Source organism: Photobacterium nomapromontoriensis (assembly GCF_050336815.1).
In the GTDB taxonomy this organism is placed as follows: domain Bacteria; phylum Pseudomonadota; class Gammaproteobacteria; order Enterobacterales; family Vibrionaceae; genus Photobacterium; species Photobacterium nomapromontoriensis.
On sequence record NZ_JAKJSL010000027.1, the window covers coordinates 35,121 to 48,715 of the forward strand.

Sequence of the window (13,595 nt, forward strand, 5' to 3'; positions counted from 1 at the left end):
AGGATAGTTGTTATGATTGCAAAAATAATTGAAGCAACCTCAGATGAAAAATCGCCCCGAAACTATTCGCGGTTTATATCAAAATACGCGATTTACTTCGTTTTTGTTGCTATGTGCGTGGTAATGACAATTCTGTCACCCGTCTTTCTCACCGTGGCAAACCTATTAAACGTGGTCACTCAAATGGCCAGTATTGGCCTGCTCGCACTAGGTGTCACCATCATCATTATCACACGAGGGATTGACCTTTCATCCGGCTCTGTACTAGCGGTTGCAGCCGTGGTATCAGCCAGTATGGCGCAAAGCCTTGATTGGGGTATGCGAATGTATCCTAACTTGGGTGAGTTACCGGTCATTATCCCGATCCTTGCAGCTCTCGCTGTCGGAGCGCTGTGTGGTTTTATTAACGGTGCGCTCATCGCCTATACCGGGATCCCGCCTTTTATTGCCACACTGGGTATGATGATCATCGCTCGTGGTGCGGCATTGCTGTACTCTGATGGTCGTCCAGTCAGTAGCCTGATCGATTCTTACCAATGGATAGGACAAGGTACCATCATCGGTATTCCCGTTCCCGTTATCATTTTTATTGTCATGGCGATCATCTCTTACATTTTGCTGAACTATACCCGCTTTGGTAAATACGCCTATGCTATCGGTGGTAACGAAACCGCCGCCTATGTGTCTGGGATTAACGTTAATAAATACAAAGTATTGATCTACAGCTACGGCGGCTTGCTGGCCGGTATTGCGGCTCTGATCCTTGCTGCCCGCATTAACTCCGGACAACCTGGGTTAGGCGTGTCATACGAACTTGATGCGATAGCTGCTGCGACCGTCGGCGGTGTGTCACACGCGGGTGGAATCGGCACAATTCAGGGTACCATCATCGGTACCATGATCATGGGTGTGCTGCAAAATGGCCTCGATTTGCTGAACGTCTCCGCTTACTGGCAACAGGTAGTAAAAGGATTAGTTATCGTCGTTGCTGTTATTTTCGATATGAAACGCCAGAAAAAGAGCCAATAATTAATAAACTACAGTCACAAGACATTGATATTAAAAATTAATATTACAGAATTACTTTTACTGTAGGCCTTTTATTAAGGTAGCCACATATTTCTCCTGTTATGTGGCTTTTTTTTACCACCAAAAATGAAATGCACGTTCCAAAAATATTGCAAATTAGCATAAATTTTGAAAATTTAATTTCATCCTAACCGATAAATCTCTACAATATCGCTAAGTAACGTGAAGTCGATCAAGGGGAAAATGCGCTTAAAAGGGAATAGTCAATTGTGTACCATTTCCCTGAAATAAAACGTGCCAAGCTCACTCTGAATTCTTCATCTTGAGGTTACTTGAGTATAAATACATTAGGGAATTTGATATGACTGTTGCCACCACCCTCACTGAATTACAAGACCAAATCCGCACCAGGTATGGCGACTTGAGTAAGCGTCTGCAACAGGTCGCCCGCTATGTGCTCGATAATAGTAACAGTGTTGCTTTCGATACTGTCGCGGTTATCGCCAACCAGGCCGATGTTCCCCCTTCGACGTTGATCCGTTTTGCCAGCGCTTTTGGGTTCAGTGGTTTCAATGAGATGAAACAGCTATTTCGTCGAAATCTGGTTGAGGAAACAGCCAGCTATACGGACCGCGCCCGCTTATTCAAAGAACTCGATACCGACTCACCAACACCCGAAAAACCCGCACACATATTGCAAGAATTTGCCCGAGCCAATGGACAAGCAATGGCGCAGCTTGCTGCACATACACCAGAAGATAAACTGGAAGCAGCTGTCGATATGCTTAGCCGAGCCGAAAACATCTATCTTATTGGCCTGCGCCGCTCATTCAGCGTAGCCTCATACCTGACCTATGCGCTACGCCATCTAGAGCGTCGAGCCTTCCTTATTGATGGCCTCGGCGGGATGTTCAAAGAACAACTCAGTATGATTGGGCCTAACGATGTCGTCATATCGATTAGCTTCAGCCCATACGCACAAGAAACGGTTACCCTCAGTGAGGTTGCCTCTCAATCCGGCGCTAAACAGATTGTCATCACAGACAGCCAAATCAGCCCATTAGCCGCATTTAGTGATGTCTGTTTTGTGGTTAAAGAAGCACAAGTGGACGCGTTCCGCTCGCAATCTGCCTCTATGTGCCTAGCCCAAACCTTAGCGGTATCACTGGCCTATAAAAACAATGACACCCCAGTGAAATTGCGGAAGGTTAATCCTCAGACAAGTATTGATTAATCCACTGCGATTAACCCTACAGCATGAATCAAAAAAACGCCTCGCTAAGTCACAGCGAGGCGTTTTTATATCCGTCGTTAATTGGCACTACAGCACGACGGTTTGTCTCGCTTTCATTGACTGAATGGCGGCATCGGCAAGCATCAGGGCGTATTCACCATCGGCACCAGTACACTCAGGCTGCTGACCATTGAGCACATCGACAAAATGTTGCCATTCTGCAATGTAAGCCGCTTGGTAGCGTTCAAGGAAGAAATGCTGCGGTTTTGCGGCAACACAACCCTGATCCCCCCAATACTCGAGCAGGTTTTCTTTCATATTGCTGGCTTGTAAGACCCCTTGTGAACCATGCAGTTCTATCCGTTGATCGTAGCCATAGCCAGAACGCCGGCTATTATGGATCGTTGCTATGGCTCCGGAAGGAAATGCCATGACTAACACTGCAGTATCAATATCACCGGCCTCACCGATCGCAGGATCAACCATACAACTACCATGCGCGGTAATAGAAACGGGATCCTCACCCATGATAAAACGCGCCATATCTAAATCATGAATCGTCATGTCACGGAACATTCCCCCAGAGACCTTGCTGTATTCCGCTGGTGGGGGCGATGGGTCACGAGACGTGATTACCAGAGATTCTGGTGTTCCGACAACCCCTGCTTCAAGTTGATTTTTTAACGTTCTAAACTGTGGATCATAGCGACGGTTAAACCCCACCACCATTGGCACGTTATATTGTTTCACTGCCGCTAAACAATCTCTGACTCGGCTAAGTTCAAGATCAATCGGTTTCTCACAAAAAATCACCTTGCCATGTTGTGCTGCAAGTTCAATAAGATTGGCATGAGTATCCGTTGCTGAGCAGATACACACACCATGAACATTCGGATCTGCCATTGCTTGCTCAACACTCTGAGTCACAGCATTGTATTTATCAGCCAGTTTTTGAGCGCCTTCCTGATACGGGTCAATAATCGAATACACGCACGTCTCAGGGTGGCTCGCAATGTTAACAGCATGGACTTGGCCAATCCTGCCAGCGCCGAATAACGCAATATTGAACATGACTTACTCCTTAGTCTAAAAAGAAGATGCACAAGAGATGCTTGTGCGTAGTGCATTACTTACAACATCATTTTGATGCATGTTTATTTACATAGCTGTTCTCATTCACCCACTGGTGATCCCCTTCCCAGGTGAACAGCCATTTGCGAACAGGACCCGCCATAACATTCAGATAATAATTGTCGTAACCGGCAACCGTCGCGACCGGGTGATAACCTTTTGGCACTTTCACGACATCTTTGTCGTACACCGCCATGCACTCATCCAGTGAACGGTCATCGGTATACACTCGCTGCAGACAGAAACCTTGGGGTGGATTCAGACGGTGGTAATACGTCTCTTCAAGGTAGGTTTCATTTGGCTCTGCATCTTGATCATGCTTGTGGCTGGGGTAAGAACTGGTGCACCCTTCATCGGTATACACTTCGACCACCAGTAAGCTGTCAGCTTCTTTATAATCAGGTAGGATATTATGTACATAGCGCTGGTTATTGCCCGTACCGCGTTGCTCCGCATCAATATCATCCGGTGTAATTAACCGTGTTGGATAAGTCCCCCAACCTGGTGCTTCACATACCGCAAGTTCAAGTGTGGTATTCGCTACCACTGTCACTGCTTCACCTTTTGCCATGAAAACGGCATACGGCTTTTTACGTTCAAACGGGCTCATCCTGTCGCCGATATTTTCAAACGACTTCTCCGACGTTGAAACAGTAGCAAACCCGCCAATAAGCACGAGGCAACGCTCATTACTACTTTCTGATAATGTGAGCCGTTGACCGACTTCTAGCTCAAACACGTTAAAACCGACGTACTCCCACCCGGCAGACTCAGGCGTGATAGCTTGAGTATTTCCGACTGGATCTGGTGCGCTGTATTTTGAAAGTAACTTCGACATATCACGATCCTTCATGACTTATTTTCAGCTTCTATATTTCAAATACTAAAGAAATGGAATTATCATTTCAAAACAATAATGAAATGAATGATTCAATTTGTGGAGAACATAACAAGTCATTCATCAGGATGGTTAACGGTGAAAAGTTGGCATGATTAAGCCAATAGCAAATACCTATTGATGAAATAGATTATCCCTATTTTTATAGCGAATACTGTTGCGTTACATTAGCGCATGTACCCAAGCAATATATTCAATTAGGAGCCGTTATGTCAGGTATTGTGCTATCAAACGAAAAAAATAATGAAAAAGCCATAAACACCGTAATAAATACAAAATAACTACGTTTAAGATGCTGACACTCAAAGACCAACGTTACAATGGCGAAGGACGATGGTAAATACGTTTAAACAGTAATGGCCCACCACGGTAGGTCAGCAAGGCCAGCAAGATCATCGTACAACCCACTAGTTTATGTGCTGGCATCTGTTCTGCGTACCAAATAACGCTGAGTATGACTGTCCATACAGGCTCAAGGATCATAATAATCGCAGCGTTTGCTGGCGAACTGTCTTTTTGTCCTGCGGTCTGCATAACATAGCGTAAACTGGTTGCCACCAACATGCTCAACGTAAACCAGCCCCATGTCGTAGTGCTCACAGAGACAGGCCAACTTTCAAATAATGCTGATGCAACTAACCCCATACACCCAATAACAAATAGCTGCAAACAAGTCAGTAATAATGTTGGGATCCGACGGGCGTATTTGCTATTGAGATTGAAATGGATTGCCATCATCACTGCCGAACCCATAAACGCGAGTTGGTTCGCTGAAAACTGCCAAGCTGCACCATCACCAAACGACAGCATGATCAGACCTGACAACGCAACTGGTAGTGCTAACCAAAATACGCGGGGGGGCCTTGTTTTGAACAAAATCCAAGCCACCAATGGGACAATCAGCATCGAGAGACTCATGATAAACGCCCCTTCCCCGAGGGTATCACTGATAGATATGGCATGAATCCATATCAATAGTGCGGTTCCCAACAGGCTCCCAACTCCCATTGCTTTCGCCATATCACGATTATCGACTTGTTTAAATTTGGCATAGCAAAAAGGCAGTAAAAAAAATGATGCCATGACAAATCGTAAGCCAATGAACCCAAACGGTGGTAGGCCTTGAATTGATTCTTTTGAGAAAATCCATCCCGCGGACGCTAACAGCGTGGTTCCGACGAGAATTAAATCCGCACGGCGTTCTAATTGCATTGTAAAACGCTCCTTGTGCAAGAAGGAGGCACTCGGCCTCCAAATAATGTGTCCAATTCATGTATCCAATAAACAGACTGATTTTCCTTACTTAACCAATGCTCTCATTCCCTGAAGCATGTGACTGGCAAGCTCATAATGATCATGCTCCCACAGCTGATCATTAAGAAATTCCCCAGAACAGAAGCCATCATATCCGGTTTCTAAAATTGCGCTAGCCCACTCTTGTAAGGGAATATCTCCCTCGCCTAATAAATAACCACGCAGGGCCCTTTCATTCGGCCAAGTCTCGCCGATAGCAGGCCGTTTCCCGTCTGAAAAATGCACATTATAAATACGATCTTTATCGATTTTTACCACTTGTTCAGGGGTTGCACCTCGGCAAGCCCAGAGATGCCATGTATCGAGAACAAAACCAAAATTATCACGAGATACCGCATCATGCAGGCGTAAATAATCATCTAAGCTCGCGATCGGCGTCCAGGCTGCCCCTTCATACTGGAATCGGATACCAAAATCACGGCCAATATCAGCAATACTTCTAATGTTCGCAGCTGTCAGACGAATATTGTCAGCAATAGAAAGTCCATTGAGTCCTTCGAAAGCGTTAAGCTGAATCGTTGGCGCACCAATCTCTTTGGCTACCAGGCATAAGGTTTCGGTTTGTTCAAACAGCCGCTTTTGATCTTCTCTTGTTGCGCCTTCAACGCCACCAATAATATCAATGGCAGAAGGTTTAATACCTGCAGCTTGCAAGCGCTCATTCAGCAACTGACTGGTTAAACCCGCATCTAAATAGCGCCAGAGTTTATCAGTATGTATTTCAAGCCCCTCATAACCCGTTTCCTTAGCTAATCGGATATCAGAGAGAATATTGCTGTATAGCGAACACATTCCATGCAGAGCAAAACGCATAGTCCATCCTTAGCGACACATTGTGTCATCGATATTAGAGGTACAAACGCTACCAATTGATAGCGTCTGTTGAATTAAAAGACGAGGAGAGAAACTGTAATTAAAAAAGAATTTAAGCCGCGTTATTTATTATCTTGGCACATTAAGCTCACAGCCAAGGTTTGCGCCAAGTACATAGAGCAACTGAGCGAGCGAAAGCCCATCACGTCCCCCTCCTGGACTTCAAAACAAACTTCCATCTTACTGCCTTGAGCATTCATCTGGTTATCCGTAATCGCAACAATGGGAACGCCTTTTTCGTGCGCTGCATCAATCAGGGTACTGGTTTCTGGTGCGTAGGGGCTGAATGTTACCGTGAATAACACATCTTTCTCTGTCATCCGCCGAGTCAGTGGTGCCAACATACCGCCGTGATCATCTAGCAAAACCACATTGTTGTCAGATTTCATCAAGGCATACCACAGATAAAATGCAACAGGATACGCACGTCGCATACCTTGGATATAAATCGTTTCAGCGCCTTCTAATAATGAAACGGCACGATCCAACTTTTGCGGCGATACCGCCACCTGAAGTTCTTCCAAGGCATCGATATTGGCTTGACCAAAATCCTGAAAGATAGCCATAGGGGAATACTGGCTCACCTCATCACTTTCGCGCGCTTTTCTTACTCGCTCTTTATAGTCGCGGGGGCGATTAAGATATTGGTCTCGGAATAACACCTGCATAGAGCTGAACCCCGAATACCCCATGGTATTCGAAAAACGACTCAGGGTAGATAATGGTACATTCGCCTGTTCGGCAATGGTTGCCATGGTTTCAACAGCCACCAGCATAGGTTGCGCCATGACAAAATCCGCGACCTGCTGGAGCCGTTGACTCAGCCCATCATAGCGCTTCACAATCAACTCACGTAACGTATCCAAATCCACGGGAACTTGTTCTTCAACATCCATAACCCATCGCCATCCCGTTAATAAATAAAATAAAAAGTAAAAATAAAATGCCCGGGTGATAACCACCCGGGAGGGGTATTCTATGACAATAACATAAAGTTGCGAATCGCTTCTTGCTTCACATAAGGCATTGCCTTTTGCATAAAATAAATGCGATCAAACTTTTGTGGTTCACTGTTCATATAATCGCGTAAATTATGACCCAATGCTTGACGTAAGCAGGTACCGATATTGAATTTAGACACCCGACTCAGTTTCAACTTTTGCATATCTTCATCACGGATCCCACTGGTACCGTGAATGACCAGAGGAATAGACACCGCGTTGGCAATACGATCTAATAAACCAAAATCAATGCTACATGTAGGCTCTGTCAGGCGATGAATATTACCCACTGAAATCGCGACACAATCAGCCCCTGACTCTTGTGCAAAACGTGCTGCGTCTGCAGGTTCAGTATAAATGGTCTTGATATGATCACGCCCTTCATCATAAGGCACAGAGCCAATCTCACCTTCGACCGATGCACCAAGCGCATGCGCCACATCGGCGACCTTACGAGTACGGGCAATATTCTCATCCAGCGATAGCTGAGAGCCATCAAACATCACCGAGCTAAACCCTGCCTTCAATGCGCGAAAAACGATCTCTTCTTCATAGGTATGATCTAAATGCAAACAAACGGGCACAGTACTATTACAGGCAAGGTTGAGGAACATTGCGGCTGCAACTTCGACACCATAAAACTCCACCACATCTTTATTGCAAGCGAGGATCACGGGCTTACCCACTTCCTCTGCCGCTTCAACCACGGCACGCGCATCTTCATAACCAAACACATTAAAACAAGGCACTGAGTAATTTGATGCTGCTGCCTGAGGCAGTAAATCATTTAAATTTACAAGCATGTCATCTCTCCTTATTTAAACTTGGCAATCATGTCCTTGATGCCAGGAATTGTATTCACCTGATACTCATGGTGGGGGTCAAAATGCTGAACCAGCGATTTAGACGTTTTACCCACAATGATAGTGAAGTAATACATTTCATAACCGGGGGCGGCCACGCTCGGGTGATAACCTTTATCTATCGCTATCACCGAACCGGTTCGTACATGATATACCGGGCCAAAATCATCTTCATGCTCGTATAAAAACTGCGCGCCAAAACCGAAATCGGGATTAAAACGGAATTGGTAGACTTCTTCGTACAGGGTTTCTTTACTGCCGTCAGGCTTAATTCGGTCTTCATCATGTTTATGCGGCGGAAAGCCCGACCAACCACCCGCACCAACTGTAAACAGTTCACTCACTAGTAAGCGGCCACGTTTGTCCGCATTTGACTGACCAAGTACATGCTTGATTTTACGGTGTGTTTTAGTGTCATCTGACCCATATTGGACAATGTCAGTTTCTTCCTGACGAATACAGAACGGCTCCAGTGACTCTTCAAACTTGCCACCTGCAATCATAATGTCGGCATTGTCACTGACACATTCGATCTCTGCGCTATACCCCAGCGGGACATACACAGATTCTGGATTGCCATCCCACACTGACTTGCGCTGACCTATATTATCGAATACGACCGACTGTTCGCCATTACTGACTGTGATAGAGCAGGTACCACCCGCTAATACAATAACGGATTCATAACCTACAACCTGATGGGTATATTTTTCACCTTGAGATAGACGGACCTGATTGAAATAACACAGCGGAGTAACTTCATCATTTACATCGACGATAGGTTGGTTCTTATTATCAAACGGAGGGATATGCTTGCCCATGTTTCTTTCTCCTTACAGCCCTACCTCTCGCTTTCGCTAGCCAGTACTGCGTGTATGAATTATTGGATATTTAAATAACTGACATCAAAACGTTTAACGCCTAATTTTTTGACAAATAAAGCATTGATGTAAAAATAAAAAAGCCGGGCCTCGATGGTGCGTATATCACTTCTAGACGTGTCCAGTGCTTAATACTGGCCCGGCTGACCAAAATACCTTTTTGCTACTGCTTTGAGATAATCACTTACTCAAAACCCATCACTAAAGGCGTTGTTCCCTGGTCTCAATAAAATCAAATAACTGTTCTTTGGTTGGCATGGCCTCGGTGCAACTATTGCCGCTGACATTAATCGCCGCTGCTGCAGAGCCATGTTTCACGCCATCTTCCAGTGCGCCGCCGTTCACTAAGGTCCAAATTAACCCGCCAGCAAAAGAGTCACCGGAACCAAATGGTTTTTGTACTTCGACACGGAAAATTCCTTGCTGGAACTTATGGCCGTCGCGGCAGTAGACTTTCGAACCCAACTCCCCTGCTTTCACCACCACAACTTGTGTATTGGCGCGTAAGAAACGATCGGCCGTTGCATCATCATCGGTATTACCCGGAGCCAACACGGTTTCCATCATGTCGAACTCTTCACGGTTACCAATCACGATGTCTGACAAGCCTGCCGCAATACCGTAGTAAATCGATGCATCCACGTCAGTACGCCACGAATAAGGACGGTAATCGACATCCAACACCACGAGCGTATTGCTGCGACGTGCATGCTCCATGGCAATGAGTGTTGCTTCTCGGCTTGGGCTTTCTGACAAGGCTGTCCCCGTTACCACCAGTACTTTGGCACTGGCAATATATTCGGCACTCACCTGCTCAGGCTTAATCGTCAAGTCCGAGGCTTTGTTGCGATAAATCAGAACGGTACAATCACTTGGCTTCATTTCAGTAAAAGCCACTGACGTGCGTGAACCTGAATTGTCAGTCATCATGCCATCAAGGTTGATTCCCTGACCTGACATGTACTGTTTAACGTAACCACCGAATGCATCATCAGCAACACAACCAATAAACCCGACTTTACCGCCCAGTCTGTTGATAGCGACGGCAATATTCGCTGCCGAGCCGCCGACGAACTTATTAAATCCAGTGATATCTGCCATGTCGGTGTTGGATTCACGGGCGTAGAGATCCACGCCCGCACGACCTAACACGATGGCATCCAGCTTACGATCTTGCTGAAGTGCAATCTTTGTCATAGTAAGGCCCTATTACTTGTACTCTACCCATGCTGCATTTTGATCTGCAGATTCAACACACTTCTCACAAAGGCGTACACCTTCGATACCTGCATCAATACCTGGGAACCAGATATCAGCCAGTGCTTGCTGGTCATCACGGTTTGCGGCATCAAATGCCAATGCAAAACGGTGGTATAAGTTCGCCCAAGATTCAAAGTAACCTTCTGCATGACCACCACCGACACGGTTTGATGCGACCCCTGCAACATCTTGGTATAGGTAACCCATGCCACGGTCTAGGATGCGTGGTGGCTCGCCTTGAATTTCATAGCGAAGTTGGTTTGGCTGCTCATCCCACCATTCGATAGACGCTTTTGAGCCCACGATACGGATTTTCTGCTGATGCATAGAACCAGCGTTCACGGCTGATGCCCAAAGTGTACCGACTGCGCCACCTTTGAACTCCATCATCACATGGGCGTTATCTTCAAGCGGTGTACGTGACTGAATGAAGCTCTGGCGCATGCAAGATAGGCGGTCAACTTCTAGGCCGGTCATGACTTCACATAAGTAGAATGCGTGAGTACCAATATCGCCTAATACATAAGTCGGGCCTGATACTGATGGGCTTACACGCCATTTCAGGCCAGGATCATTGAGTTCATACTCTTCGTTGTGGAAGCCATGGGCAAACTGCATGTTGATAATACGGATTTCACCTAAATCGCCGCGCTTAACCATTTCACGCGCCTGCTGAACCATTGGGAAACCCGAGTAACCGTACATCACACCAATAACGCGGTTGTTGTTAGCCGCAATCACTTTAAGTTCTTCTGCTTCTTCTGTCGTGAACGTGATTGGCTTTTCACACACCACGTGCAAGTTGGCTTCAAGTGCCGCTTTACAAATTTCGTAGTGGGTAGAGTTAGGGGTGGCGATAGACACAGCCTGAATGCCATCTTCACGTTGCGCTTCGGCTACGAACATCTCTTTGTAGCTGGCATAACAACGGTCGCTAGCCAGACCCAAATTGGTACCGAAATCACGGCAGCGATCTGCATCAAGATCAAATGCACCGGCAACTAACTTGAACAGACCATCACGTTGTGCCGCATTACGGTGTGAGTAACCGATCTGGCTACCACGGCCACCACCGACCATTGCCCAGCGGATTGGTTGATCAAAATGACGTTCTTCATTAAACATGGTTTTGCTCCTTGCTCGATATCGCGGAATGAACAAATCATCCCTTTGCACCCGCGATACCTGCATTTAAATTATTGGAAAAGTTAAATTTGCTACTGAATAAATTGTGTATTCACACGCCACGACGCTGATGTGTTCGCCCTTCTTCCCACCCTGCAACTTTGGCCGCGGTGTCTTTATTGCGAGTCACTTGTGGCAATCCGACTTCCCACCAACAATCACACACCGACCATGCTGCTGGTGAAACTGGGTCAATATCAACAACAATGACATAAGTACGGTCAGCTTCTTTGGCGCGGGCAAAGGCAGCATCAAACTCATCAATCGATGTGAGTTTCTCGCTGATTGCCCCTTGTGCTTCTGCATGCTTGGCGAAATCAACACGGGCGAGTTCACCGGCAGGACGTCGGCAATCTGCCAGCAGGTTATTAAATGACTCATTACCGGTATTGTTCTGGAGCTTATTGATAACCGCGAATCCACCGTTATCACACACCACCACAATCATCTTATGGCCAGTCAATACTGATGAGTAGATATCTGAGTTCTGGATCATGTAAGAGCCATCCCCCACCAGCACCACGACATCGTTATCTGGGTTGGCGATCTTCGCGCCCCAACCACCGGCAATTTCATAACCCATGCATGAGTAGCCAAAGTCGATATCAAACTTACCAATCTGGTAGTTTTGCCAGTTCATTGACAGCTCGGCGGGTAACCCACCAGCTGCTGTGAGAACGGTGTCGCCTTTTTCCATCGACACATTCAACTTACCGATCACTTCTGCATAAGAAGACATACCCGGTAGCAAATCCCCTTCTTGAGGGTGAGTACGGCGGTGTACTAACGCTTTCCACTCATCCGCTTCAGCTTTAGCTTTATCAGACCAGTCATCACTTGCACGCCAGTCACCCAGCAGTACTGACAGTTTAGTCATACAGGTTTTCGCATCACCCAAGACCGGGTATGACATGTGCTTAATCGCATCAAATTTTGCCACATTAATGCTGATCAACTTCATTTCTGGATTCTGGAATACGGTCCAAGAACCGGTTGTGAAGTCTTGCAGGCGCGTACCAATAGCCAGTACAACGTCAGCTTCATTCGCCATATGGTTAGCGGAATCTGAACCTGTTACCCCAATTGGGCCAGCATTTAGCGGATTGTCCTGCAGCATCGTGGCACGGCCAGCAATGGTTTCGACCACTGGGATATTATGCTTGGCAGCAAAAGCAGCCAGCTCATCAGTTGCCAATGAATAATGAACACCACCACCTGAGATGATCAAAGGGTTCTTCGCTTGCATTAAGATGTCTTTTGCTTCTTCCAGTACCACCATTTCTGGCTCTGGACGGCGAATGCGATGCAATTTTTCGGCAAAGAACACTTCAGGGAAATCATACGCAACACCCTGGATATCTTGTGGCAGGCCAAGGAATACAGGGCCACACGTAGCAGGATCCAGCATGGTATCCAGCGCTTGAGGAAGCGTATGCATTAACTGAGATGGCGATAATATACGATCCCAATAGCGAGTCAGGGGCTTAAAGGCATCGTTTGATGTTACAGACGGATCTTCAAAATTCTCCGGCTGTTGTAAAACAGGATCTGGTAGGCGACTGACATACGCATCACCAGAAATAAGCAGCAATGGTAATCGGTTAGTGTGGGCGATACCCGCCGCTGTAACCATATTCGTTGCACCTGGGCCAATAGAGCTGGTTGCGATACCAATACGGCGACGCTGGTTAGCCTTGGCGTACGCAATGGCCGCTGTCGCCATTGACTGTTCATTCTGACCACGCCAAGTTGGAATTTTGTCTTCGATATTTTTCAGCTGCTGGCCAAAGCACGTCACATTACCGTGACCAAAAATAGCAAAGGCAGCACCGAAAAGTTGTTCTTTCTTTCCATCAATTTCAATCATTTGTGCTGCAAGGTACTTTGCAAGCGCTTCAGCAACAGTCAGGCGTACAGTATTCATTG

Annotated in this window: 12 protein-coding genes; 2 read left to right on the forward strand and 10 right to left on the reverse strand. The window is 46.4% G+C overall.

What is annotated here, in order from left to right:
• The first annotated feature begins 12 nt into the window (after nt 1–12).
• Nucleotides 13–1,029 carry an ABC transporter permease gene (locus L4D12_RS11305; protein ID WP_428447942.1) on the forward strand — a complete coding sequence of 339 codons (1,017 nt, stop codon included), beginning with the start codon at nt 13–15 and terminating at the stop codon, nt 1,027–1,029.
• A gap of 361 nt (nt 1,030–1,390) precedes the next feature.
• On the forward strand, nt 1,391–2,263 hold the full coding sequence (locus tag L4D12_RS11310) for a MurR/RpiR family transcriptional regulator (protein WP_428447943.1): 873 nt from the start codon (nt 1,391–1,393) through the stop codon (nt 2,261–2,263).
• A gap of 87 nt (nt 2,264–2,350) precedes the next feature.
• Here the strand turns inward: L4D12_RS11310 and iolG are convergent, their stop codons facing one another.
• The 10 genes from iolG to iolD form a co-directional block, all read right to left on the reverse strand.
• Nucleotides 2,351–3,334: an inositol 2-dehydrogenase gene (gene iolG, locus L4D12_RS11315; RefSeq protein ID WP_428447944.1), complete on the reverse strand. Its 984-nt coding sequence runs from the start codon at nt 3,332–3,334 to the stop codon at nt 2,351–2,353.
• 67 nt (nt 3,335–3,401) lie between these two features.
• Nucleotides 3,402–4,232 (reverse strand): 5-deoxy-glucuronate isomerase, encoded by an 831-nt coding sequence (gene iolB / locus L4D12_RS11320; RefSeq protein WP_428447945.1) that lies wholly within the window; start codon nt 4,230–4,232, stop codon nt 3,402–3,404.
• Nucleotides 4,233–4,607: 375 nt separating this feature from the next.
• Nucleotides 4,608–5,504: a DMT family transporter gene (locus tag L4D12_RS11325; protein ID WP_428447946.1), complete on the reverse strand. Its 897-nt coding sequence runs from the start codon at nt 5,502–5,504 to the stop codon at nt 4,608–4,610.
• Nucleotides 5,505–5,591: 87 nt separating this feature from the next.
• Complete coding sequence (locus tag L4D12_RS11330) at nt 5,592–6,419, reverse strand: sugar phosphate isomerase/epimerase family protein (protein ID WP_428447947.1); 828 nt, start codon at nt 6,417–6,419, stop codon at nt 5,592–5,594.
• A 122-nt stretch (nt 6,420–6,541) separates the two neighbouring features.
• A complete protein-coding gene (locus L4D12_RS11335) occupies nt 6,542–7,375 on the reverse strand; it encodes a MurR/RpiR family transcriptional regulator (protein ID WP_428447948.1) in 834 nt (277 codons plus the stop codon).
• A gap of 80 nt (nt 7,376–7,455) precedes the next feature.
• Entirely contained in the window at nt 7,456–8,283 is an 828-nt protein-coding gene (locus L4D12_RS11340; RefSeq protein WP_428447949.1) for a class II fructose-bisphosphate aldolase, read from the reverse strand.
• Nucleotides 8,284–8,294: 11 nt separating this feature from the next.
• Nucleotides 8,295–9,164, reverse strand: coding sequence for a 5-deoxy-glucuronate isomerase (locus L4D12_RS11345; protein WP_428447950.1), 870 nt, complete (start codon nt 9,162–9,164; stop codon nt 8,295–8,297).
• A gap of 261 nt (nt 9,165–9,425) precedes the next feature.
• Nucleotides 9,426–10,421: a 5-dehydro-2-deoxygluconokinase gene (iolC, locus tag L4D12_RS11350; protein WP_428447951.1), complete on the reverse strand. Its 996-nt coding sequence runs from the start codon at nt 10,419–10,421 to the stop codon at nt 9,426–9,428.
• A 12-nt stretch (nt 10,422–10,433) separates the two neighbouring features.
• Nucleotides 10,434–11,609: a Gfo/Idh/MocA family protein gene (locus tag L4D12_RS11355; RefSeq protein WP_428447952.1), complete on the reverse strand. Its 1,176-nt coding sequence runs from the start codon at nt 11,607–11,609 to the stop codon at nt 10,434–10,436.
• Between the two features lie 112 nt (nt 11,610–11,721).
• Nucleotides 11,722–13,593 (reverse strand): 3D-(3,5/4)-trihydroxycyclohexane-1,2-dione acylhydrolase (decyclizing), encoded by a 1,872-nt coding sequence (iolD, locus tag L4D12_RS11360; protein ID WP_428447953.1) that lies wholly within the window; start codon nt 13,591–13,593, stop codon nt 11,722–11,724.
• Nucleotides 13,594–13,595: the final 2 nt, after the last annotated feature.

Excerpts from the sequence above, each read along its gene's own strand:
- iolB (WP_428447945.1), bottom strand. The coding sequence starts at position 4,232 with ATGTCGAAGTTACTTTCAAAATACAGCGCACCAGATCCAGTCGGAAAT.
- L4D12_RS11330 (WP_428447947.1), bottom strand. The coding sequence starts at position 6,419 with ATGCGTTTTGCTCTGCATGGAATGTGTTCGCTATACAGCAATATTCTC.
- L4D12_RS11340 (WP_428447949.1), bottom strand. The coding sequence starts at position 8,283 with ATGCTTGTAAATTTAAATGATTTACTGCCTCAGGCAGCAGCATCAAAT.
- iolC (WP_428447951.1), bottom strand. The coding sequence starts at position 10,421 with ATGACAAAGATTGCACTTCAGCAAGATCGTAAGCTGGATGCCATCGTG.
- L4D12_RS11305 (WP_428447942.1), top strand. The coding sequence starts at position 13 with ATGATTGCAAAAATAATTGAAGCAACCTCAGATGAAAAATCGCCCCGA.
- L4D12_RS11355 (WP_428447952.1), bottom strand. The coding sequence starts at position 11,609 with ATGTTTAATGAAGAACGTCATTTTGATCAACCAATCCGCTGGGCAATG.
- iolG (WP_428447944.1), bottom strand. The coding sequence starts at position 3,334 with ATGTTCAATATTGCGTTATTCGGCGCTGGCAGGATTGGCCAAGTCCAT.
- iolD (WP_428447953.1), bottom strand. The coding sequence starts at position 13,593 with ATGAATACTGTACGCCTGACTGTTGCTGAAGCGCTTGCAAAGTACCTT.
- L4D12_RS11310 (WP_428447943.1), top strand. The coding sequence starts at position 1,391 with ATGACTGTTGCCACCACCCTCACTGAATTACAAGACCAAATCCGCACC.
- L4D12_RS11335 (WP_428447948.1), bottom strand. The coding sequence starts at position 7,375 with ATGGATGTTGAAGAACAAGTTCCCGTGGATTTGGATACGTTACGTGAG.
- L4D12_RS11345 (WP_428447950.1), bottom strand. The coding sequence starts at position 9,164 with ATGGGCAAGCATATCCCTCCGTTTGATAATAAGAACCAACCTATCGTC.
- L4D12_RS11325 (WP_428447946.1), bottom strand. The coding sequence starts at position 5,504 with ATGCAATTAGAACGCCGTGCGGATTTAATTCTCGTCGGAACCACGCTG.